This is a genomic window from Nonomuraea sp. NPDC005983, assembly GCF_040614375.1.
Taxonomy (GTDB): domain Bacteria; phylum Actinomycetota; class Actinomycetes; order Streptosporangiales; family Streptosporangiaceae; genus Nonomuraea.
Genome location: NZ_JBEXUP010000067.1, coordinates 25130 through 46428, shown reverse-complemented (window position 1 = coordinate 46428; position 21299 = coordinate 25130). Strand labels below are relative to the sequence as shown.

Annotated in this window: 17 protein-coding genes; 10 read left to right on the top strand and 7 right to left on the bottom strand. The window is 70.8% G+C overall.

Annotated features, from left to right (window positions below):
• The first annotated feature begins 291 nt into the window (after positions 1 to 291).
• Positions 292 to 771 (top strand): hypothetical protein, encoded by a 480-nt coding sequence (locus tag ABZ297_RS26825; RefSeq protein ID WP_355351234.1) that lies wholly within the window; start codon positions 292 to 294, stop codon positions 769 to 771.
• 75 nt (positions 772 to 846) lie between these two features.
• Here ABZ297_RS26825 and ABZ297_RS26820 read toward each other — a convergent pair whose 3' ends face one another.
• On the bottom strand, positions 847 to 1407 hold the full coding sequence (locus tag ABZ297_RS26820) for a DUF1062 domain-containing protein (protein WP_355351232.1): 561 nt from the start codon (positions 1405 to 1407) through the stop codon (positions 847 to 849).
• A 370-nt stretch (positions 1408 to 1777) separates the two neighbouring features.
• The gene (locus ABZ297_RS26815) at positions 1778 to 2755 is read right to left on the bottom strand and encodes a helix-turn-helix domain-containing protein (RefSeq protein ID WP_355351230.1); all 978 of its coding nucleotides are present in this window, start codon (positions 2753 to 2755) and stop codon (positions 1778 to 1780) included.
• 127 nt (positions 2756 to 2882) lie between these two features.
• Here ABZ297_RS26815 and ABZ297_RS26810 point away from each other — a divergent pair, with 127 nt between their 5' ends.
• A complete protein-coding gene (locus tag ABZ297_RS26810) occupies positions 2883 to 3851 on the top strand; it encodes an NADP-dependent oxidoreductase (RefSeq protein WP_355351228.1) in 969 nt (322 codons plus the stop codon).
• Positions 3852 to 3975: 124 nt separating this feature from the next.
• On the opposite strand, the gene ABZ297_RS26805 is transcribed toward ABZ297_RS26810, so the two are convergent.
• The gene (locus tag ABZ297_RS26805; RefSeq protein WP_355351226.1) at positions 3976 to 6138 is read right to left on the bottom strand and encodes an ATP-dependent RecD-like DNA helicase; all 2163 of its coding nucleotides are present in this window, start codon (positions 6136 to 6138) and stop codon (positions 3976 to 3978) included.
• A 209-nt stretch (positions 6139 to 6347) separates the two neighbouring features.
• On the opposite strand from ABZ297_RS26805, the gene ABZ297_RS26800 reads away from it, so the two are divergent.
• Both ABZ297_RS26800 and ctaD read left to right on the top strand, forming a co-directional pair.
• Positions 6348 to 7175 carry a pentapeptide repeat-containing protein gene (locus ABZ297_RS26800; protein ID WP_355351224.1) on the top strand — a complete coding sequence of 276 codons (828 nt, stop codon included), beginning with the start codon at positions 6348 to 6350 and terminating at the stop codon, positions 7173 to 7175.
• 162 nt (positions 7176 to 7337) lie between these two features.
• Complete coding sequence (ctaD, locus tag ABZ297_RS26795) at positions 7338 to 8966, top strand: cytochrome c oxidase subunit I (protein ID WP_355351241.1); 1629 nt, start codon at positions 7338 to 7340, stop codon at positions 8964 to 8966.
• Positions 8967 to 8968: 2 nt separating this feature from the next.
• On the opposite strand, the gene ABZ297_RS26790 is transcribed toward ctaD, so the two are convergent.
• Entirely contained in the window at positions 8969 to 10204 is a 1236-nt protein-coding gene (locus ABZ297_RS26790) for an NAD(P)/FAD-dependent oxidoreductase (RefSeq protein ID WP_355351239.1), read from the bottom strand.
• 208 nt (positions 10205 to 10412) lie between these two features.
• Entirely contained in the window at positions 10413 to 10733 is a 321-nt protein-coding gene (locus ABZ297_RS26785) for a helix-turn-helix transcriptional regulator (protein ID WP_355351222.1), read from the bottom strand.
• A 508-nt stretch (positions 10734 to 11241) separates the two neighbouring features.
• Between ABZ297_RS26785 and ABZ297_RS26780 the strand changes: the two genes are divergently transcribed.
• The 5 genes from ABZ297_RS26780 (at position 11242) to ABZ297_RS26760 (ending at position 14829) form a co-directional block, all read left to right on the top strand.
• Positions 11242 to 11679, top strand: coding sequence for a MarR family transcriptional regulator (locus ABZ297_RS26780; RefSeq protein WP_355351220.1), 438 nt, complete (start codon positions 11242 to 11244; stop codon positions 11677 to 11679).
• Complete coding sequence (locus ABZ297_RS26775) at positions 11676 to 12518, top strand: alpha/beta hydrolase (protein WP_355351218.1); 843 nt, start codon at positions 11676 to 11678, stop codon at positions 12516 to 12518. Before ABZ297_RS26780 ends, ABZ297_RS26775 begins: the two co-directional genes overlap by 4 nt.
• Before the next feature lie 401 nt (positions 12519 to 12919).
• Positions 12920 to 13597: a TetR family transcriptional regulator gene (locus ABZ297_RS26770; RefSeq protein WP_355351216.1), complete on the top strand. Its 678-nt coding sequence runs from the start codon at positions 12920 to 12922 to the stop codon at positions 13595 to 13597.
• 102 nt (positions 13598 to 13699) lie between these two features.
• Complete coding sequence (locus tag ABZ297_RS26765) at positions 13700 to 14296, top strand: NAD(P)H-dependent oxidoreductase (protein ID WP_355351214.1); 597 nt, start codon at positions 13700 to 13702, stop codon at positions 14294 to 14296.
• Positions 14293 to 14829, top strand: coding sequence for a dihydrofolate reductase family protein (locus tag ABZ297_RS26760; RefSeq protein WP_355351212.1), 537 nt, complete (start codon positions 14293 to 14295; stop codon positions 14827 to 14829). The genes ABZ297_RS26765 and ABZ297_RS26760 overlap by 4 nt, the downstream gene beginning before the upstream one ends.
• Here the strand turns inward: ABZ297_RS26760 and ABZ297_RS26755 are convergent.
• Both ABZ297_RS26755 and ABZ297_RS26750 read right to left on the bottom strand, forming a co-directional pair.
• The gene (locus ABZ297_RS26755) at positions 14824 to 17979 is read right to left on the bottom strand and encodes a BTAD domain-containing putative transcriptional regulator (RefSeq protein ID WP_355351210.1); all 3156 of its coding nucleotides are present in this window, start codon (positions 17977 to 17979) and stop codon (positions 14824 to 14826) included. The genes ABZ297_RS26760 and ABZ297_RS26755 overlap by 6 nt on opposite strands.
• Positions 17980 to 18168: 189 nt before the next feature.
• Positions 18169 to 18969, bottom strand: coding sequence for a TetR/AcrR family transcriptional regulator (locus tag ABZ297_RS26750; protein ID WP_355351208.1), 801 nt, complete (start codon positions 18967 to 18969; stop codon positions 18169 to 18171).
• 58 nt (positions 18970 to 19027) lie between these two features.
• On the opposite strand from ABZ297_RS26750, the gene ABZ297_RS26745 reads away from it, so the two are divergent.
• On the top strand, positions 19028 to 21298 hold the full coding sequence (locus ABZ297_RS26745) for an excinuclease ABC subunit UvrA (RefSeq protein WP_355351238.1): 2271 nt from the start codon (positions 19028 to 19030) through the stop codon (positions 21296 to 21298).
• Position 21299: the final 1 nt, after the last annotated feature.

Here is a 21299-nt window from a genome sequence, read left to right as displayed (position 1 = left end):
CCTTCTCCCCCTTTATATTTTTTTCAACCCCCCCCACCTTTTTTTTGTCTTTTAAATTATCCCCGTTGTATTTCACACTCGGCGGGGGGGTCCGCGCGCGGCCTCCCCCCCCCCACCGCACCGAATTTATGACTGCTCATCCCATTTTCCGGTTTTGGACTGTCCGATTAGAACGCTCCAATCTTTCCCATTGATTCTCATTTAGTTTCCCCCACCGTCATGTCATGTGTGACATAGTACTGATGCGTGCGGCACCGAGCTGCACGTTCGTGATCATCGGAGGGGAAACCGTTGAAGCAGATCGTCAAGCGTGGAGCCGCAGTACTCGCCGCAGGCGCGGCGATGGCGGGGGCACTCGCGGTGAGCAGCCCGGCATCCGCCGCCACGACTACGACCACCTGCAGTGACCGCGTCCTGATCTCGGGCCTGCTCACCAAGGTCTGCGTGGACGTCACCGACACCCAGGCGCGGTTCTACGGCACCGTCGGCGCTCCCGGCATCGCGGAGCCGGGGCCCGGCGGCGTCATCACCCCGCAGCGTGCCGAGGTGGAGGTGTCCGCCCAGATCATCGGCGGCCTGTTCCTCGGCGCCCGGCAGCAGTCGGTGAGCATCTGGAACAACACCGTGACCGTTGAGGGCGTCACCACGACCGTCTCCTGCGGATCGACGGTGCGCGCCGAGGTCAAGCTGTCGCAGGGGCCGACGGGTCCCGGCAGGCCCGGCTTCTACGGCCCGGCGCCCGTCACGGTGGACGTGCCGGTCGGCTGCTGAACATAGATAAAGAGACGGTGGGGGCGCGGAACGATCGTTCCGCGCCCCCACGCGCATGCCACGGCTACATCCCCGCTAGTCCCGGGCCATCACGGTGAAGGTGAACCCGGCGCTCGTCGGACGGCGCAGCGGAATGTCGCACTTGATCCGGCGCAGCACCTCGCTCCTGCTGAGGCCGAGCCCCTGCGCGATGAGCCGCTCCGGGCGTACCGGCACCGGATCCTCGAAGACGACCTCCACCTGGACCGGCCACGCCTCGTCGAGCCATCCCGACGGGGTGTCCAGCCGCCAGGCCCCCGTCCAGTCCAGGGTGAAGCGGTTGCGCCGGGCGAGCAGCGGATCCAACAGCCTGGACGCCACCAGCTCCGGATCGTTGGCGTGGTAGCCGTCGAGCTCGGCCGAATCGAAGGATCCGACCGGCGCTCGCTCGTGCACGGTGAGCTTGCTCGTCCGATCGCAGGACACGCAGCGGACCAGCAGCCACACGTCCAGCAGCTTGCCGTTGGCGTTGACGCGGAACCTGCCCTCGCCGGTGGTGGCCGACTCCGACCGACAGTCCACGCACCGCAACGACAGCAGAGGCAGCCTGGTCCGACGAACGATCCAGGGCAGCACAGTATGAGGTTGTGAAGACATGATCTCTCTAGACCTGACACGAGGCCGATTGCGCGCGGCCTCAAACGCTGTATGACCGGGCGCACGCGGGCAGCCCGGCAGAGCCGACGGGAGGGCCGGCTTGAAGGTGAGCGGAGGAAGGTGTCAGGTCTAAAGAGCAGGCGGGGTCACGCGGTTTTGTCCTCTGTCCTCACTGCGATGGGCCGCAGGCAACCTACAGGAACGCGAAAAGAAGGCTCAAACGGTTTTCCGGCGGCGGTGGTCCCTGTCGCTTGATCACCCCAGCAGGTCCGCAACCGACCCGCACCTGGACGTCGGCTTCACCCAGCTGCGCGAGCAGAACCTGACCGCCGCCGGGTTCAGCACGGCCACCTGACCCGCCGCTCGCCGTTCAGGCGGCTGCGGCCGTGGCGGCGGGGCGGAAGGTGCGGCGGTATGCCTGGGGGGTGACGCCGATGGCGGCGTGGAGGTGCCGGCGCAGGGAGACGCCGGTGCCGAACCCGGCGCGGTGGGCGACGAGGTCGACGGGCCAGTCGGTGGTCTCCAGGTAGTGGCGCGCCAGGTCGACACGCTGGCGGATCAGCCATTGGCTGGGGGTGGTACCGGTCTCGTCGCGGAAGCGGCGCGTGAAGGTGCGCACGCTCATGTTGGCGTGGGCGGCCAGGTCGGCCAGGGTGAGGGATTCGGCGAGTCGTTCCATAGCCCATGCCTGGGTGGGGGCGGTGCCGGTGGCCGTCGGGTCGGGGACGGGGCGCTGGATGTACTGGGCCTGTCCGCCGTCTCGCCAGGGCGGCACCACGCAGGAGCGGGCGACGTCGTTGGCGATCTGGCTGCCGTGGTCGCGGCGGACAAGGTGCAGGCATAGGTCGATCCCGGCGGCAACTCCTGCGGAGGTGAGGATGTCGCCGTCGTCGACGAACAGCACGTCGGGGTCGATGCGGGTGGTGGTGAACATCCGCTGCAGGCGCTCCGCTTCGCGCCAGTGCGTGGTGGCGGGACGGTGGTCGAGGAGCCCTGCGGAGGCCAGGACGTACGTGGCGGTGCAGATGCCCACGATCCGGGTGCCGGGGCGGATGGCGGCCAGGGCGTCGCGCAATGCGGCGGGCAGGCGGCCCTCCTCACGGATGGGGCCGAGAGCGTGGGAGGGCGGGATGACGACGGTGTCGACGCCGGCCAGCAAGGAGGCGTCATGGGTGACGGTGAGGCCGTAGTCGGCCTCGGCCCGTACCGGGCCACCGTCGAGGCTGCACGTGGTCACGGTGTAGAGCCGGTTGCCCGCCCGGTCGCGGGCGGCGCCGAAGATGCGGGCGGGGATACCGAGCTCGAAGGGGACGACGCCGTCCAGTGCCAGAACGCCAACGTGGTGCATGGCCAGATCTTTTCAGGCCGTGGCCATCAGGCCGCTACTGGGGACGCTTGGGTCCCGGCAGTCTTGTGACGCGCCCGAGAGAAACGGCACAAACCGCAAGAAACGCACACAGAAAGAGAACGTCATCATGTCCCAGACCATCACCGCCCCCACCATGCGTGCTGTCTCCCAAGACACCGCCGGGGCCCCCGACGTCCTCAAGGTCATCGAGACCAAGCGCCCGGTGCCGGGCTGGGGCGAGATCCTGGTCCGGGTGCACGCGGCGGGGGTGAATCCGGCCGACTGGAAGACCCGGGAGCTGGGGGTGTTCCCCGATGGGACGCAGCTTCCCTTCACCCTGGGATTCGACGTCTCCGGGGTGGTCGAGGAGACCGGCGACGGTGTCACTGTCTTCCAGCCGGGCGACGAGGTCTTCGGGATGCCGCGCTTCCCGCACCCGGCCGGCGCCTACGCCGAGTACGTCACCGCCCCGGCCCGCCACTTCGCTCCCCGCCCCCAGGGCCTGACCCACATCGAGTCGGGCGCCCTGCCGCTGGCCTCGCTCACCGCCTGGCAGGCCCTCGTCGACACCGCCGACGTCCGGCCCGGCCAGCGCGTCCTCATCCACGCTGCCGCGGGCGGCGTCGGCCATCTGGCCGTCCAGATCGCCAAGGCCCGCGGCGCCCATGTGATCGGCACCGCCAGCGCCGCCAAGCACGACCTGCTGCGCTCCCTCGGCGCGGACGAACTGATCGACTACCGCACCCAGAACTTCGCCGAGACCATCCGCGACGCCGACGTCGTCCTGGACACGATCGGCGGCGCCACCTGGGCCCGCTCCCTGCGCACCCTGCGCCCGGGTGGAAGGCTGGTCTCGATGCTGCCTCTGGACGACACCTTCCCCTACAAGGAGGCCGAGGCGGCCGGGGTGCGGGCGGGGTTCATGCTCGTCGAACCCGACCAGCAGGGCCTGCGCGAGATCACCAAGCTGGTCGAGGACGGCCGCCTGCGGATGATCGCCGACGCGGTCTTCCCACTGGAGGACGCCGCCGTCGCCCACACGCTGGGCGAGGCCGGCCGCACTACGGGAAAGATCGTCCTTTCCGTCACGTCGTGACGGGTCCTTCGGAGCCCGCGGTGATGAGCAAGAACAGATACGCACCAGCCTCGAGCGGCCTCACCACCAGCTCGGCCTGCTCGACGGACAGGCCGGGCACGAAGCCGGGACGCGTACTGAGCCGTCAGCCCTGCAGTGTCAGGGCGAGACGGCGCGACAGGCCGGTGTTCCTGCGGTCGCCGAGCCGGTGCACCGCCAGTTCCAGCGCCTCGCGCCGCCCGACGAGGACGACCCACGCCTTCGCCCTGGTGACCAGCGTGTACAGCAGCCTGCGCCGGAGCATCACACCGCCGGACTCGGCCACGATGGGCGCCACCACGAACGGGTACTCGCTGCCCTGCGAGCGGTGGACGCTGATCGCGTAGGCGTGGGTCAGCTCGTCCAGCTCGTCGAAGCCGTACTCGACGCTCTCGCCGTCGTCGGTGCGGATCTCCAGCCGCCGTTCCTGCGGGTGGACGCCGGTGACCGTGGCGCTCTCGCCGTTGAAGACGCCCTTGTCGTAGTTGTTGCGGATCGGCATGACGCGGTCGCCCACCCTGAACACCGCCGGCCCCGACCAGTGCTCCGCCTCCCCCTCGCGGGCCGGGTTCAGCCGCTCCTGCAGCCTGCGGCCCAGCTCGGCGGTGCCCGTGGCGCCCTTGCGCATCGGGCACAGCACCTGCACCTGGTCGGCGCCGATCCCCTGTTTGCGGGGGATCGCCTCGGTCGCCAGGTGGATCACCCGTTCGGCCACCTGGTCGGGGTCGTCCAGTTCCTCGAACCAGAAGCCGCCCCTGCCGGGCAGCGCGGGCAGCTCGCCCGCCCTGATCCGGTGCGCGGCCCGGACGATCCCGCTGTCCTGCGCCTGGCGGAAGACGCGGGTCAGCCGGACGCGCGGGACCTCCTCCACCGCCAGCAGGTCGGCCAGCACGCTGCCGGGGCCGATGCTGGGCAGCTGGTCGCTGTCGCCGACGAGCAGCAGGTGGCTGCCCGCGGGGATGGCCGCGGTCAGCCGGGTGGCCAGCTGCAGATCCAGCATGGACGCCTCATCGACCACGATCAGGTCCGCGTCCAGGGGCGACTCCTGGAACAGGATGCCCTCGTCGGGCTCCGGCTGGTGGGCGAGCATCCGGTGGACGGTCATCGCGGGCAGCCCGGTGAGCTCCGACAACCGCTTGGCGGCCTTGCCGGTCGGGGCGGTCAGGGTCACCCTGCCGCCCATCGCCCGCACGGTCGCCGCGACCACCCGCACCGTGTGGCTCTTGCCGCAGCCGGGGCCGCCGGTCAGCACCGTCACGGTGCTGGTCAGGGCCAGGTTCACGGCGGTCCGCTGGTCCTCGTGCAGCCCCTCGTCGTCGGGGAAGGGACGCAGCGGCAGCGTGGAGCGGGCCCTGAGCAGCCTGGTCAGGTTCGCTGCCAGCGCGACCTCGCGCGCGTGCAGCTCCTTGGCGTACACCACACTCCGGCCGGGGTCGGTCAGCGACGTCTCGACGACCACCCGCCGTTCGGCGGCCAGCGCGTCGACCGCGCGGCGGATCAGCTCCTCGTCCTGCTCGACCAGGCTCGCCGCCTGGGCGACGACGGTGGTCAGCGGCAGGTAGCAGTGCCCGTCGCGGGCGGCCGCCGCCTCCAGCCTGTCGACGACCGCCGCCGCGATCCGTCGCGGGCTGTGCTCGGGGACGCCCGACCGCAGCGCGATCCGGTCGGCGGTGTGGAAGGCGACCCCTCTGACCTGCCCGATCAGCCGGTACGGGTCGGAGGTGACGACGTCCGGCGCCTCGTCGCCGTACACCTGGTAGATCTTGGCCGCGAGCAGCGGGCTGATGCCGAACCCCTGCAGGAGGACCATCAGCGCGGCGACCGCCTTCTGCTCCGCCCACGCCTGGACGATCTGCGCCTGCCGCACGGCTCCGATGCCGACCACTTCCAGCAGCCGCTCGGGCGCGGTGTCGATCACGGTGAGGGTCTGGTCGCCGAAGTGGCTGACGATGGCGTGCGCGAGCCGCGGCCCGATGCCGCGGATCAGGCCGGAGCCCAGGTAGATCGTGATCGCGCGGACGGTCGAGGGGACCACCCGTTCGCACCGCTTGACCATCAGACGGCTGCCGTGGCGCGGGTGCTCGTCCCACTCCCCTTCCAGCCGCAGCGTCTCTCCGGGCTGGACCCCGGCCAGCGGGCGGCCGGAGGCGACGAACGAGGCCGGCCTCTCGGCGCTCATCCGCGCCACCGTGTACTCGTCCTCGCGGACGTACACCAGCTGCTCGACGGACGCCTCCACCTCCGTCACGAGCGCGCTCCCCGTGGTCATGCGCAGGACACTAGCGGACGCCGAACGCCCGGCTCACCCCTCCGGGGCCCCGCCGCCCTGGCCGACGCGGGTGAGCTTGTCGGGGCACCACGGGCGGTGCCATCGACACCGCCTAGATATGCGGCGCGTCGCCCGGACCGGCGTCCTCACGTCTGGCAGTAACCTCGGAGGTCAGGAGAAGCGTCCGCAACGCACAGGGGGACCACACGGTGGCAGCCACGCACGAATCCGACGGCGCCGCGCTCAGCCTGCGAGCCGACTGCGCGAGCTGCTTCGGCCTGTGCTGCGTCGCGCTGCCCTTCTCCGCCTCGGCCGACTTCGCGATCGACAAGGACGCCGGCCGCCCCTGCCCCAACCTGCAAGCCGACTTCCGCTGCGGCATCCACCAAGATCTCAGGCAGCGGGGCTTCCCCGGCTGCGTCGTCTACGACTGCTTCGGCGCGGGCCAGAAGGTGTCGCAGGTGACCTTCGCCGGGCAGGACTGGCGGCGCTTCCCGGAGGCCGCCGACCAGATGTTCAAGGTGTTCCCGGTCGTCCGGCAGCTGCACGAGCTGCTCTGGTACCTGACCGAGGCGCTGGCGCTGCGGGTGGCCGCCGGGCTGCACCCCGAGATCCGCGCCCGGCGCGACGAGGTCGAGCGTCTCACGCACGGCTCCCCCGGCTCCCTCCTCGAACTGAACATCCCCGCGCTCCGCCAGGAGGTCAACGAGCTGCTGCTGCGCACGAGCGAGCTGGTCCGGGCCGGAACCGAGGGCCGCGGGAAGGAGCGCAGGGGCGCCGACCTCATCGGCGCCAAGCTCAGGGGCGCCGACCTGCGCGGGGCCAACCTGAGAGGCGCCTATCTCATCGGCGCCGACCTCAGGGGGGCCGACCTCCGGCTGGCCGACCTCATCGGAGCCGACCTGCGCGGCGCCGACCTGCGCGGGGCCGACCTGACCGGCAGCATCTTCCTCACGCAGTCTCAGCTGAACGCGGCGAAGGGCGACTCGGCCACCGAGCTGCCGCCCGCGCTCACCCGCCCGGCTCACTGGAGCTAGCCGGCTGGTCACTCCCCAGCCAATCCGTGGGGCTATCCCGACCCTACAGCGGGTAGTCATGCGCTTACGGCATGCGTTCGCGTCATCGCGCTGCCGCCAGCGTGGGCGGAGGGGGAGATCCAGGTGTCCATCCACAGGCCGTCGGCCGGCGAGCCGCTGACCGTGCCGGCTCCGCCTCGCCGTATCCGGACGATCATCGCCGACTGGGCGTCGTCGACGGACCACAAGGTGATCGGCTACCTGTACATGATCACTTCGTTCGGGTTCTTCCTCGTCGCGGGCCTCATGGCGATGGTGATCAGGGCCGAGCTGCTCGAGCCCGGCCTGCAGCTGGTCAGCGCGCAGCAGTACAACCAGCTGTTCACCATGCACGGCGCCCTCATGCTGCTGCTGTTCGCCACCCCGCTGTTCGCCGGGTTCGCCAACGTGGTCATGCCGCTGCAGATCGGCTCGCCCGACGTGGCCTTCCCGCGGCTCAACATGGTGAGCTACTGGCTGTTCCTGTTCGGCGGGCTCATCGTGCTGAGCGGCTTCGCCGTCAGCAGCGGCGCCGCCGACTTCGGCTGGTTCGCCTACACCCCGCTGTCGACGGCCATCTACTCGCCGGGCATCGGCGGCGATCTGTGGATCATGGGGCTGGTGATGAGCGGGCTGGGCACGATCCTCGGCTCCGTCAACTTCTTCACCACGATCATCGCGATGCGCGCGCCCGGCATGACGATGTTCCGACTGCCGCTGTTCACCTGGACCGTGCTGCTGACCAGCATGATGGTGCTGCTGGCCTTCCCCGTACTCGCGGCCGCGCTGCTCGTGCTGGAGTCGGACCGCAAGCTCGGCACGCACGTCTACGACGCCGCCAACGGCGGCCCGCTGATCTGGCAGCACCTGTTCTGGTTCTTCGGCCACCCGGAGGTCTACATCATCGCGCTGCCGTTCTTCGGCATCATCAGCGAGGTCATCCCGGTGTTCAGCCGCAAGCCGCTCTTCGGCTACATCGGCCTGGTCGCCGCCACGATCGCGATCGCCGGGTTGTCGATGACGGTGTGGGCGCACCACATGTTCGCGACCGGGCAGGTGCTGCTGCCGTTCTTCTCCTTCATGACGTTCCTCATCGCCGTGCCGACCGGGGTGAAGTTCTTCAACTGGGTCGGCACGATGTGGCGGGGCCACCTGAGTTTCGAGACGCCGATGATGTTCGCGATCGGCTTCATGGCGACGTTCCTGCTCGGCGGGCTGACCGGGGTGATCCTCGCCTCGCCGCCGCTGGACTTCCACATCAGCGACACCTACTTCGTCGTCGCGCACTTCCACTACGTGGTGTTCGGCACCGTGGTGTTCGCCATGTTCGCCGGCTTCTACTTCTGGTGGCCCAAGATGACCGGCCGGATGCTGCACGACGGCATCGGCAAGATCCACTTCTGGATACTGTTCGTCGGCTTCCACACCACGTTCCTGGTGCAGCACTGGCTGGGGGTGCTCGGCTTCCCGCGCCGCTACGCCGACTACAGCGCGGTCGACGGCTTCACCACGCTGAACGTGATCTCGTCCGTGGGGGCGTTCCTGCTCGGCGCCTCGACGCTGCCCTTCCTCTTCAACATCTGGCTCACCGCGCGGCGGGCCCCGCGCGTGACCGTGGACGACCCGTGGGGGTTCGGCAACTCGCTGGAGTGGGCGACGTCCTGCCCGCCGCCCCGGCACAACTTCACCTCGATGCCCGCGATCCGGTCGGAACGTCCCGCGTTCGACCTGCACTACCCGCACGTCCACCACCGCCGGTACCTGGAGGAGTAGGGTCACTCGGCGACCGAGGCGGCGCTGCGGCGCGGCCCGAAGTACCTCCACAGGAAGCTGAGCAGCACGTTCGTCCGGTTCCTGCCGCCCAGCAGGTACGCGATGTGCAGCGCGATCCACGCCAGCCAGGCGAGCAGGCCGTGGAAGGTCCAGCCGTTCGACAGCTGCAGGACCGCCTCGGCCCGGCCGACCGTGGCCATGATGCCGGGGTCGCGGTATCTGAACGGCGCGACCGGGTGGCCGTGCGCGGCCGCGAGGATCTGCCTGCCCACGTGCTTGCCCATCTGGATGGACGGCTGCGCCAGCTGCGGCAGCGGGTCAGGCGGCCCGGCGAGGTCGCCCGCCACGAAGATCTCCGGGTGCTCCCGGACGTTGAGCGCCTCGCAGACCGCGATCCTGCCGCCCTTGCCCTGCGGCAGCCCCCACTGTCCGGCCTCCTTGGGCGCGGCGACGCCGAGCGCCCACACGGTGACGTCGCTCGGCAGGCGGGTGCCGTCCGCCAGGACGACGGCGTCGGGCTCGACGGCCGCGACCGTGCAGCCCAGCCGCAGGCGCACCCCCCGCCTGCTCAGAGCGTGGGCCGCCGCGGCGCGCAGACGCGGCTTGTACGGCGCGAGCACGTAGTCGAAGCGCTCGACCAGCGTGACACTCGTCTGCTCGGGGGCGATCTCGGGGTGGGTCAGCGGGATCGTGCGGCGGCGCAGTTCGGCCAGGGTGCCGGCCATCTCGACGCCGGTGGCTCCGCCGCCGACCACCACCACGTGGGTGCTCGGCCGCCTGCCTGTCGCGGTCTCCTCCAGGCAGCGCTGCAGGGTCCTGCGCAGGGCGACGGCGTCGGCGGCCGAGTAGATCGGCCGGCTGTTGTCCGCCGCGCCCCGCACGCCGATCCAGTTCGTGGTGACGCCGGTGGCCAGCACCAGGTAGTCGTAGTCGAGGGTGGTGCCGTCGTCGAGTTCCATCCGCCGTTCGACGGGGTCCAGCTTGGTCATCGCGGCTCTGCGCGCCCGCACGGTCGGGTACGCGGCGGCGAAGGCGCGGGTCGGGTAGGTGATGTCTGCGGAGCTCATGCCGGCCGTGGCCACCTGGTAGAGCAGGGGCTGGAACGTGGTGTAGGGGTTCCTGTCGACGAGCGTGACCAGGGCGCCGCCGCGGGCCAGCTCGCGGGTCGCGTTGAGACCGGCGAAGCCCGCCCCCAGCACCACGACGTGCGGCCTGCCGGATCGCCATCGCTGATCCATCACCAGCTGCCCCTTTCGGCGGTTGCTGTCTGGGATGTATCGCACCGTTGGGGGCGCTTAAACACCTATGCCGGCATGCCGAAGAGAAGCGGGATCACCGGCGTGCGCCGCCTGGCCGCTCTGGCACGCGGTGCTCGCGTCGCTGCTCTGGTCGGCGCTGATCCTGGCCCTGTTCGTGCCGCTGGCGGTGCTACAGACTGAACGTGGTCTACAAGCCCGCCGAGGCGCGCGCGCTCGCCGAGAAAGCGATCCGCAAAGCGGTCACTACGAAGGACAACTGCCGCTCGATGTCATCGAACCGCAGCGCGTCGCAGAGGGCATGCAGGACCTGCTCGGACGGCTGCCGGGCGCGGCCTTGTTCCAGACGGGTGTAGTACTCGGTACTCACCCCGGCCAGCTGCGCGACCTCACCGTGCCGCAGACCGGCGACCCGGCGACCGGCGCCGAACTCGACCGGCAGACCGATCTCATCCGGCGTGAGTCCAGCACGGCGGGCCCGCAGGAAGTCGCCCAAGTCGTTATTGCCCATGCCCTAAGTCTGCTCTTCACCCAGCTGATCACCAAGGGCATAGCTGGCCCTGCCAGTACTACACACCAGGTCGCGCGAGGCCGCGAGACTCGGCAAGGTCCGCCGAGAACGGGCATAGGTTAGCTGGCGGTCTTCGACAACGTCGAATCCCAGAGGAAAGCCCAAGGGTGCCCGTTCCGTCCGGGAGCCCACAGGGGTCACGTCCACGCCTTGACCGATACGAGCCGACATGACCGCGCTCTTGGCCTCTGGAAAGTCGAGTGCAGATGCAACCTGGTGAGCATTCCCTACGGCACTCGGGGATCGTTTAGAAGGTGTTCCAGTCCATCAGTAAATAGATGATCTTGGATCGCTTCGGAGATCGAGAGGAGAAGTGGCCGAGGATGAGATCTTCGCCGCCATCGAGGAAACAACGGCATCGCCCAACTGTACGGCTCCCCGGATCGCCACCTGCTCCAGGAAGTTCCAGAATCTTGCAATGCTAAGTTAGCATGCTAAGTTATGGGATGTGGAACGCAATCTCAGCCTCAACCTGCACGTGCTCGTCGCTCGCCTTGACCGGGCGGGTGACCGGATCCTGCGGACCGAGCACAACATCTCCTACAGTCGCTTCCTCGCACTGACCCTGGTCGGCGAGCTGGGCGTCTCGACGCAACGCGCCCTTGCCGACGGCCTGGGCGTGACCGAGCCGTCGGTGAGCCGCATGGCCGCCGTCCTTGCCACCGAGGGGCTTCTCGACGTCCAGCCCGACCCGGCGGGAGGGAACCGCCGGCAGCTCAGCCTCACCGACGAGGGAAAGCAACTCGTGGCCTCGCTCCGACAGGAGTTCGAGGAAAAGCTGGCCGCCCTGGTCGCACACAGCGGCGTGCCCTACGCCGAGTTCGCCGAGCACACCGAGCGACTGCTCGCGACGTTGGACCGCGTGGAACGGGAGTCAACCAAATGAATCAGGCCATCCAGATCCCGCAGACGCATCAGCGTACAGTCTCCTCAACCGACGGCACGCCGATCAGCTATCAGACGATAGGCGCTGGGCCGGGCCTCATCGTGCTCGGCGGCGCTCTGCGAACCTCGCATGACTACCTGCCACTGGCCTCCGTCCTGGCCCGCTCCTTCACTGTGCACGTCGTCGACCGACGAGGACGCGGGGCCAGCGGCCCTCAGGGACCCCAGTACACCCTGGGCAAGGAAGTGGAAGACCTGCTGGTCGTCCAGGCGGAGACCGGAGCGCGGCTGGCGTTCGGCCACAGCTACGGCGGCCTTGTCCTCTTTGAGACCGCACGGTCGTTCCAAGTGTTCGAGCGCATCGCGGTCTACGAGCCCGGAGTTCCCGCCGGCCCCCTCCCCACAGACTGGATGGCCCCCTACCGGGAACGGCTCGCCGCAGGCGACCCCTATGGCGCGTTCGTTCACTTCATACGAGGCTCGGGCGGCGCGCCCGCCTTCCTGACCAAGCTGCCGCACTGGTATCTGCGGATGGCGTTGCGCATCGCCTTCCGCGGGCCGAGCTGGCAGCGGATGCGCCCCCTTCTCCAGGCCAACCTGGCCGAGCACGAGCAGGTAGCGGCCCAACAGGGCCGACTTGCCGCGTTCGCGGCCGTCACCGCTCCGGTGCTGCTGCTGTGTGGGGGCCGTACGCCGCGCGCGAGCAGAGCGAACTTCGACGCTGTACGCGACACCCTTCCCAACGCCACACTCGAAAGTCTGCCCGGCCTCAACCATTTCGGACCGGAAGGGAAAACGGCCCCGGTTGTGGCCGAGCGCGCCCTGCAGTTCCTCCTTTGACGTTCAGCCCGAAGACGGGCCCCGCCGGGACGGACCTGTCCAGGCCTTTCCCTTCCAGATGTGGCTACCCACAGCTGTCGCCCCGGCATCGAAGCGTCTCTGGGTATCGGTCTGCATGGCCCGATCTTGCACGATCCCACGCAAGCCAGTCGATCTCGTGCTGATGTCGCTCCATCGAACGAGAATGTGGCCATCGACGGAGAGATGCAGCCTCGTCAACGGCCTCTTGATCCGTGTGCCTGTCAGCGTATGTTGCTCACGCTCCGACCAGGATCTTCGGATCATACCTGTGTGGCAGGCGCGGATACCAGGTGGTCGACGTCCAGCCGGGAGGCCTCATCCACGGAAGGCCGTCAGCCGCTGACCGCGAAGGCGGAGCGATTCGCTCCGCCGCCGGTAGGATGGCGGCCGTGAGCGAACGCAGGCGCCGCGCCCCGCGCCAGGCAGAGGCCGAGCGGAACGACCGCGCGCTGTTGCAAGCCGCCCGCGAGGTGCTGGCCGCCGACGGCGCGCACGCCTCGGTCGCGGCCATCGCCGCCCGGGCGGGGGTCGGCATCGGCAGCCTCTACCGCCGCTACCGCACCAAGGAAGAGCTGTTCCAGCGGCTGTCAGTGCTCTCGCTCGACCACCACAACGAGGCCGCCGAGCAGGGCCTGGCCGCCGCCGACCCGTGGGCGGGGCTGGCCGGCTTCGTCGTCGCCTGCGTCGAGTTCGGCCAGGGCTCGCTCGCGCCGATCGCCGGCACGATCGAGGTCACCGAGGAGATGTGGGCGAAGTACGAGCGTTCGACCGAGCTGGTGGCCGCGCTGGTGGCCAGGGCGCACGGCGCGGGCGTGCTGCGGCCCGGCGTCACCGCCGTGGACGTCTCCCTGCTGATCGAGCAGCTGCGCGCGTCCCCGTTCGTGGACCAGCTGCGCAAGCAGGGGCACGACGACCTCGCCGAGGCCGCGGCGCAGGCCCGCAGGCGCGTGGTCGCCATCGCGGTCGACGGCCTGCGCGCGGTACTCGACGAGCCGCTGCCAGGCCGGCCGCCGTCCGGCAGGCTGTTCACGGAGCGCTGGGCCCGCCGCGACGGCTGAGTTCCGCGCCGCGAAGCGCGGCCGTAAATCCGTGAGCAACAAACCGTAAAGGCCTCGCGGCATCGTGAACGCATCGGGATCACGACCGCGAAGGAGACGGAGATGGCGGACGATCGGCTGCGGGTGGCCGTCATCATCGGCAGCACCCGCAACGGGCGTTTCGGGCCCACCGTGGCCGACTGGTTCGCCTGCCGCGCCAGGAGACGCCAGGAGCTGAAGGTCGACCTCGTCGACCTGGCCGAGGCCGACCTCCCCGGCACCCTCGCCGACCAGGACGAGCGCCTGCCCCCGCAGGTCCTGGCCCTGGCCCCGCGGCTCGCCGCGGCCGACGCGTTCGTGGTCGTGACCCCGGAGTACAACCTGAGCTTCCCCGCGCCGCTCAAGACCGCCATCGACTGGTTCCACGAGGAGTGGCAGGCCAAGCCCGTCACGTTCGTCTCCTACGGCAGGGAGTCGGGCGGCCTGCACGCGGTCGCCCAGCTGCGGCAGGTGTTCGTCGAACTGCACGCCGTCCCGATCCGGGACGCCGTCAGCCTGCCCTGCTACTGGAACCGGTTCGCCGCCGACGGCAGCTGGCCCAGGCCGGGCGACGGCGAGGACGCGGTCAGAGCCACCCTCGACCAGCTCACCTGGTGGGCCAGAGCACTCAGGGACGCCAGGACGAAGCACCCCTACAACGCACAAGGAGAGACACCATGAGACGAGTGATCGCCACGGTCTACGCGACCCTGGACGGCTACATCGACAACCCCCAGGAGTGGTCGCTCAGCTACGCGACCGAGGACAGCGGCGCCTTCGCCTTCGACCTGCTGCGCGGCTGCGACGCGCTGCTGATGGGCCGGGTCACCTACGAGGGCTTCTCCCAGGCGTGGCCGTCCGTGCCCGGCGAGTTCGCCGACCGCATCAACGGCATGCCGAAGTACGTGGTGTCCTCGACGCTGGGTGAGGTCGGGTGGAACGCGACCGTCCTCAAGGGCGAGGTAGCCGACGAGGTGGCGGCGCTGAAGCGGCAGCCCGGCGGCGACATCCTGATGTACGGCACGGGCAGGCTCACCGACACGCTGATGGAGCACGGCCTGCTCGACGAGTACCACATCTGGGTGTACCCCGTGATCAAGGGGAAGGGGGACCCGCTGTTCCGGCCGGGCACCAGCGCGACGCTGACGCCGTCGGGCACCAGGACGTTCAGCTCGGGCGTCGTCGTCCTGTCGTACCAGCCTCAGGTGTCATGACGGCGGGGCGTGGTCGTGCGGCGTCAGCTTGCGGCCCGTCTCGTACTCGGCCGCGAAGGTGTCCTGTCCCAGGGCGGCCGACACCCGCCCGGTGATGCGGTCGACGTCGCCGCGCTGGTCCGGCCCCAGCGGCAGCAGGGCCGCGTCGCGGACCGCGGCGGCCGTGCCGAGGAGCCGCGCGGCCCGGGCAGGGTCGCCGGCGAGTGACACCGCTCCGGCCAGGCCCTCCATGGCGAGGGCCTGGCCGCGGGGGGCGTCCAGCTCGCAGGCCATGGCGAAGGCCCTCCGGTGCAGGGCGAGGGCCGATGCGGGGTCGCCGCGCAGTTCCGCGGTGAACCCCAGCTCGATCGTGATCATCGGCAGATGCGGCGGGATCTGATCGCCGTCCTGCCACGGGTTCGACTCCAGCATCCGCCGCAGCAGCGCCTGCGCGGTGTCGAGGTCGCCGCCCTTTCTGGCGGCGAAGGCCAGCCCCATCTCGGCGAAGATCTCCGCCGGCCGCAGGCCCTGCTCGGCCGCGAGCCGCCTGCCGCGCTCGCACAGGTCGCGAGCCTGGACGTGGTCGCCGAGCTGCAACTCGAGCCAGCCGAGCCAGGCCAGCCGCCCGGCCACCTCCGGCCACAGCCCCAGCTCCTCGGCCAGCCGGAGCCCGTCCGTGTGCAGGCGCACGGCCCGCTCGTGGTCGCCGGTCATCTCGGCCAGCGCGCCCAGCCAGGCGGCGGCCTGCAGTTCCCCCCAGCGGTCGCCGAGCGCGGCGAACAGCTCGGCTCCGCGCTCGCCGTCGCGCTCCAGCGCCTCCAGATCGCCCCTGATGTGGGCGAGCTTGGTGCGGGTGACCAGGGTCGCGGCGATCCCCCACCGGTCTCCGGCCGCCTCGAACGCGGCCAGCGCCCGTTGCAGCAGCTCGTCCGCGCTGGCCAGCTCGCCGGCGTCGAGCTGCCCGTACGCCAGGAACCAGGCCGCCATCGCCTCGCCGAGACGGTCGCCGGCCCCATCGAACGAGCGCAGCGCGGCCCGCTCCGTGACGTCTCCCTGCAGCACCGCGATCCCCTCCCGCCAGGCCGCGGCCCGGGCCCGGACGGCGGCGTCGCCCGGAGATCCGGTGAGGGCGAGGGCCGCGTCCAGGGAGCGGCGGGCCTCGGTGAGACGTCCGCGCAGGAACCAGAACCAGGCGAGGGCGCTCGTCAGGCGCAGCGCCAGGCCCGCGTCGCCGTCGGCGGCCGCGCCGTCAAGGGCGGCGCGCAGGTTGGCGGACTCGGCGTCGAGGCGGCGCAGCCACTCCCGCTGTTCGGGGCCGCGCAGGTGGGGGTCGGCGCGTTCGGCGAGGTCGGTGTAGTAGGCGTGGTGCCGCCTGCGCACCTGCTCGTACTCCCCCGCCTCGTGCATGCGCTCGGCGCAGTACGCGGCCACCGACTCCAGCAGCCGGTAACGGGCGCCTCCCGGGCCGTGGACGGCCACCACCAGGGAGCGGTCCACCAGGCGGGCCAGCAGATCCAGCACGTCGGCGGCGGGCAGGTCGGCGTCGGCGCACACGGACTCGGCCGCCTCCAGCGAGCAGCCGTCGGCGTGGACGGCCAGCCGCCGCAGAGCCAGCCGTTCCGGCCCGGTCAGCAGCTCCCAGCTCCAGTCGATCATCGCGGTCAGCGTCTGCTGGCGCGGCGGGGCGCCCCGGTAGCCGGTGGCCAGCAGGCGGAAGCGGTCGTCGAGCCTGGCGACCAGCCCGTCCACGCCGAGCGCCCGAACCCGGGTGGCGGCCAGTTCCAGGGCCAGCGGGATCCCGTCGAGCCGCCTGCACAGCGTGGCGACCTCGCCGGCGGTGCGGGCGTCCAGCGTGAAGTCCCGCGCGGCGGCGGACGCCCTGGCCGTGAACAGCCGCACGGCGCCGTACTCGCCCAGCGTCGCCGGGTCTGCGCCGGGGCCGGGCACCTCCAGCGGCGGGACGCTCCACACCACCTCGCCCGCGACGGCCAGCGGCTCCCTGCTGGTGGCCAGGACGCGCAGGTCGGGAGCGCCCTTCAGCAGCAGCTCGACCAGCTCGGCGGCCTGCTCGACGAGGTGCTCGCAGTTGTCGAGGACGAGCAGCAGCCGGCGGGCCCGCAGCGCGGCGACGAGCCGCTCCTCGGCGCGCCCGCCGCCGTCCTGGATCTCCAGTGCGGCCATCACGACCTCGACCAGCTCCACCGTCCCGCCCGGGGTTCCGGCCAGCTCGACCAGCCACACGCCGTCGGGGAAGGTGCCGGCCAGCTGGGTCGCCGTTTCCAGGGCGAGGCGGGTCTTGCCCACGCCGCCCGGCCCGGTGAGCGTCACCAGGCGGTCGGCGGCCAGGTGGGCGCGGACCTCGGCGACGGCCGTGTCCCGGCCGATCAGGCCGGTGACGAGGGCGGGCAGGTTGGTGCGCGGGCGCCCTGACGGGCCGGCCAGGGCCGGGTCCTGGGTGAGGATCGCCTGGTGGAGCGCGGTCAGGCCGGGGCCGGGGTCCAGGCCGAGCTCGTCGGCCAGCCGGGCGCGCAGGTCGGCGTAGCTGTCGAGGGCCTCGCTCTGGCGTCCGGTGCGGTAGAGGGCGCGCATGTGGGCGGCGCGCAGCCGCTCGCGCAGCGGGTGCTCGGCCACGAGCCGGCCGAGCTCGCTCACCAGCGGGCCGTGCTCGCCGAGCGCCAGGCGGGCCTCCGCCAGGTCCTCCTGCGCGGCCAGCCGCCGCTCCTCCAGGTGCGCGATTGCGGCGCGGGCGAACGGCTCGTCGGCGAAGTCGGCGTAGGCCGCTCCGCGCCACAGCGCGAGCGCGCCCGACAGCAGCGTGGCGTCGCCCTGCCCGGCCCGCGCGAGCAGCGTCTCGAAGCGCCGCGCGTCGACCGCGTCCGGCTCGAGCTGGAGGACGTATCCGGCCGGGTGCGAGCGGACCAGGTTCCTGGCTCCGGGTTCGGCGTCCTCCAGGGCGCGGCGCAGCTGCGACACCTTCGCCGACAGCGCGCCCGGCGGGTTGCCGGGCAGGTCGTCGCCCCACAGGTCGTCGATCAGCCGGTCGGCGGGCACCGGCCGTCCGTCGTGCATGAGCAGGACGGCGAGCAACGCCCGCACCTTGGCCCCCGGGATCGGCACCGGTTCCCCGCCGTCAGCCCATACCGCCAACGGCCCGAGCACCCCGAAACGCATGGAGGACACCATAACGGGCTTACCGAAGCGCCGTAAGCCCGCAGGAAAGAAGCCGTAAGCAGCGCAGGCGTCCGCAGTCGCCCGAGCCGGTGCGCGGCAGGCACGTGCTGATCGTCAAGGCCGTCCACGCGGGGGCGGCCGAGAAGGGCAGGCGGCTGCTCGCCCCGCTGTGGCGGGCGGCCGGGGAGGCTAGCGGGCCGGTTGGGACGCCATGGCCGCTTCCACGCCGTCGAGCAGGACGGCCAGGCCGGCCCGGAAGGTCTCCCTGCCCTCCCGTTCCATGTAGGAGCCGTCGCCGTCCTCGACGGTGAACGCGCCCTCCTTGGCCAGCCAGTTCACCAGCGGGAACCGTTCGCGGAAGTCGGGGGCGACCTCCGTCAGCAGGGTCGCGCGCTCCTCCCACCACTCCTCGTCAGAGCGGCCCGTCTCGATCAGGGCCTGGCGGGACTCGGCGGCCGTCTGCGCCAGCCCGCGCACGAACTGGATCAGCGCGCCGGTCAGCCGCCGCAGCGCCCCGGGGGCCAGGCCGGTCTCGCGCAGGATGCGCAGCAGCGTCTCCACGACGGCGTAGTCGTTGGGCCCGAGCACCGGCCGTGCCTGCGACACCTGCAGCACCCACGGGTGCCGGACGTAGAACTCCCAGTGGTCCTGCGCCCACGAGGTGATGGCCGCCCGCCAGCCCCCGCTCAGGTCGTAGCCGGTCGGCAGCTCGATCAGCACCTGGTCGTACATGAGATCGACCAGCTCGCTCTTGCTGGGCACGTACGTGTACAGAGCCATGGCGGTTCGGCCGAGCCGCTCGCCCACCGCGCGCATGGACAGCGCCGCCATCCCCTCGGCGTCGGCGATCGCGATTCCCGCGTCGACGATCATGTCTATGCTGAGCGCGGGCTTGGGCCCGGGGCCGGTGCGGACGCTCCCAGGGCCGGCCGCGCGCCACAACAGGGCCATCGACCGGCGGGCGTCTCCCTGCGCGGCGAAAACCACCAATCTACAACTCCTTATGCCATAAACTAACGTGGCCCAGCCGACTCTTTATGCCGTAAGGATATCAGTGAACCCCAACATCGCCGACAGTCACGACGTGATCGAGGTCCGCGGGGCCAGGGAGAACAACCTGGCGGACGTCTCGCTGGACATCCCCAAACGCCGCCTGACGGTCTTCACCGGCGTGTCCGGGTCGGGCAAGTCGTCGCTCGTCTTCGGCACCATCGCCGCCGAGTCGCAGCGGCTGATCAACGAGACCTACACGGCCTTCATCCAGTCGTTCATGCCGAGCCTGGGGCGTCCCGACGTCGACGCCCTGCGCAACCTGAGCGCCGCCATCGTGGTCGACCAGGAGCGGATGGGCGTCAACTCGCGTTCCACGGTCGGCACCGCGACCGACGCGCAGACGATGCTGCGCATCATCTTCAGCCGCCTCGGCACCCCGCACGTCGGCACCTCGACCGCCTTCAGCTTCAACAGCGCCGAAGGCATGTGCCCGGCCTGCGAGGGCCTCGGCCGGGTGACCGACGTGGACGTGGCCGGGCTGGTCGACACCGAGCTCTCGCTCAACGAGGGCGCGATCACCGTCCCCGGCTTCGCCGTGGGCTCGTGGTACTGGAAGGTGCTGGCCGAGTCCGGCTTCTTCGACCCCGACGTCAAGCTGAAGGACTTCACCGCCGCCGAGTGGGACGACTTCCTCTACAAGCCCGCCACCAAGATCAAGCAGAGCGGCATCAACACCAGCTACGAGGGGCTGGTGGTCAAGGTGCAGCGGGTCTACCTGTCCAAGGACCGCGAGTCGATGCAGTCCCACGTCAGGGCGTTCGCCGACCGCGCCGTCACCTTCACCACCTGCCGGACGTGCGGGGGCGCCAGGCTCAACCAGGCCGCGCTGTCGTCCCTGATCGACGGGCGGAACATCGCCGACTGCTCGTCCATGCAGATCAGCGACCTCGCCGAGTTCGTCAGGCAGATCGACGACCCGTCGGTGGCGCCGCTGGTCGCCACGCTGCGCGGCACCCTCGAGTCGCTGGTGGAGATCGGCCTGGGCTACCTGAGCCTGGACCGCGAGTCGGGCACCCTGTCGGGCGGCGAGGCCCAGCGGGTCAAGATGGTCCGCCACCTGGGGTCCAGCCTGACGGACGTCACGTACGTCTTCGACGAGCCGACGGTCGGCCTGCACCCGCACGACATCCGCCGGATGAACGACCTGCTGCTCCGCCTGCGCGACAAGGGCAACACGGTCCTGGTCGTCGAGCACAAGCCGGAGACGATCGAGATCGCCGACCACGTGGTGGACCTCGGCCCCGGCGCAGGCACCGCGGGCGGCCAGATCTGCTACACCGGCGACGTGGCCGGGCTGCGCGCCTCGAGCACGCTGACGGGCCGCCACCTGGACCACCGCGCCCGCCTGCGCGAGACGGCCCGCCGGCCGACGGGGCAGCTCTCGATCACCGGGGCGACCGCGAACAACCTCAAGAACGTCAGCGTCGACCTCCCGCTCGGCGTGCTGACCGTGGTCACCGGCGTCGCGGGGTCGGGCAAGAGCTCGCTGATCCACGGCTCGCTCCCCCGCCGCGACGGCGTGGTGGTGGTCGACCAGTCGGCGATCCGCGGGTCGCGCCGCAGCAACCCGGCCACCTACACCGGGCTGCTCGACCCGGTCAGGACGGCCTTCGCCAAGGCCAACGGCGTCAAGCCCGCCCTGTTCAGCGCCAACTCCGAAGGCGCCTGCCCGAACTGCAAGGGCATCGGCCTGGTCTACACCGACCTGGCGATGATGGCCGGGGTGGCGTCGGTGTGCGAGCAGTGCGAGGGCAAGCGGTTCACCCCCGAGGTGCTCACCTACAAGCTGCGCGGCAAGGACATCAGCGAGGTGCTGGCCATGTCGGTGTCGGAGGCGCGCGACTTCTTCACCAGCGGCCCGGCCAGGGCCGTCCTCGACAGGCTCGCCGACGTCGGCCTCGGCTACCTCGGGCTGGGCCAGCCGCTCACCACCCTGTCGGGCGGCGAGCGGCAGCGGCTCAAGCTGGCCATCCACATGGCCGAGAAGGCCGCGATCTACGTCCTGGACGAGCCGACCACCGGCCTGCACCTCGCCGACGTGGACCAGTTGCTCGCCCTGCTCGACCGGCTCGTGGACGACGGCAACACGGTCATCGTCATCGAACACCACCAGGCCGTGATGGCGCACGCCGACTGGATCGTCGACCTCGGCCCCGGAGCCGGCCACGACGGCGGCCAGATCGTCTTCACCGGGCCACCCGCCGACCTCGTCGCCCACGGCGACACGCTCACCGCCCAGCACCTGCGCGACTACGTGCGGACCTGAG

What these genes read in the sequence shown, in the direction of transcription:
- ABZ297_RS26820 (WP_355351232.1), bottom strand. Translation starts at nt 1,407, where the DNA reads ATGTCTTCACAACCTCATACTGTGCTGCCCTGGATCGTTCGTCGGACC.
- ABZ297_RS26815 (WP_355351230.1), bottom strand. Translation starts at nt 2,755, where the DNA reads ATGCACCACGTTGGCGTTCTGGCACTGGACGGCGTCGTCCCCTTCGAG.
- ABZ297_RS26810 (WP_355351228.1), top strand. Translation starts at nt 2,883, where the DNA reads ATGTCCCAGACCATCACCGCCCCCACCATGCGTGCTGTCTCCCAAGAC.
- ABZ297_RS26805 (WP_355351226.1), bottom strand. Translation starts at nt 6,138, where the DNA reads ATGACCACGGGGAGCGCGCTCGTGACGGAGGTGGAGGCGTCCGTCGAG.
- ABZ297_RS26790 (WP_355351239.1), bottom strand. Translation starts at nt 10,204, where the DNA reads ATGGATCAGCGATGGCGATCCGGCAGGCCGCACGTCGTGGTGCTGGGG.
- ABZ297_RS26785 (WP_355351222.1), bottom strand. Translation starts at nt 10,733, where the DNA reads ATGGGCAATAACGACTTGGGCGACTTCCTGCGGGCCCGCCGTGCTGGA.
- ABZ297_RS26775 (WP_355351218.1), top strand. Translation starts at nt 11,676, where the DNA reads ATGAATCAGGCCATCCAGATCCCGCAGACGCATCAGCGTACAGTCTCC.
- ABZ297_RS26770 (WP_355351216.1), top strand. Translation starts at nt 12,920, where the DNA reads ATGGCGGCCGTGAGCGAACGCAGGCGCCGCGCCCCGCGCCAGGCAGAG.
- ABZ297_RS26765 (WP_355351214.1), top strand. Translation starts at nt 13,700, where the DNA reads ATGGCGGACGATCGGCTGCGGGTGGCCGTCATCATCGGCAGCACCCGC.
- ABZ297_RS26760 (WP_355351212.1), top strand. Translation starts at nt 14,293, where the DNA reads ATGAGACGAGTGATCGCCACGGTCTACGCGACCCTGGACGGCTACATC.
- ABZ297_RS26755 (WP_355351210.1), bottom strand. Translation starts at nt 17,979, where the DNA reads ATGCGTTTCGGGGTGCTCGGGCCGTTGGCGGTATGGGCTGACGGCGGG.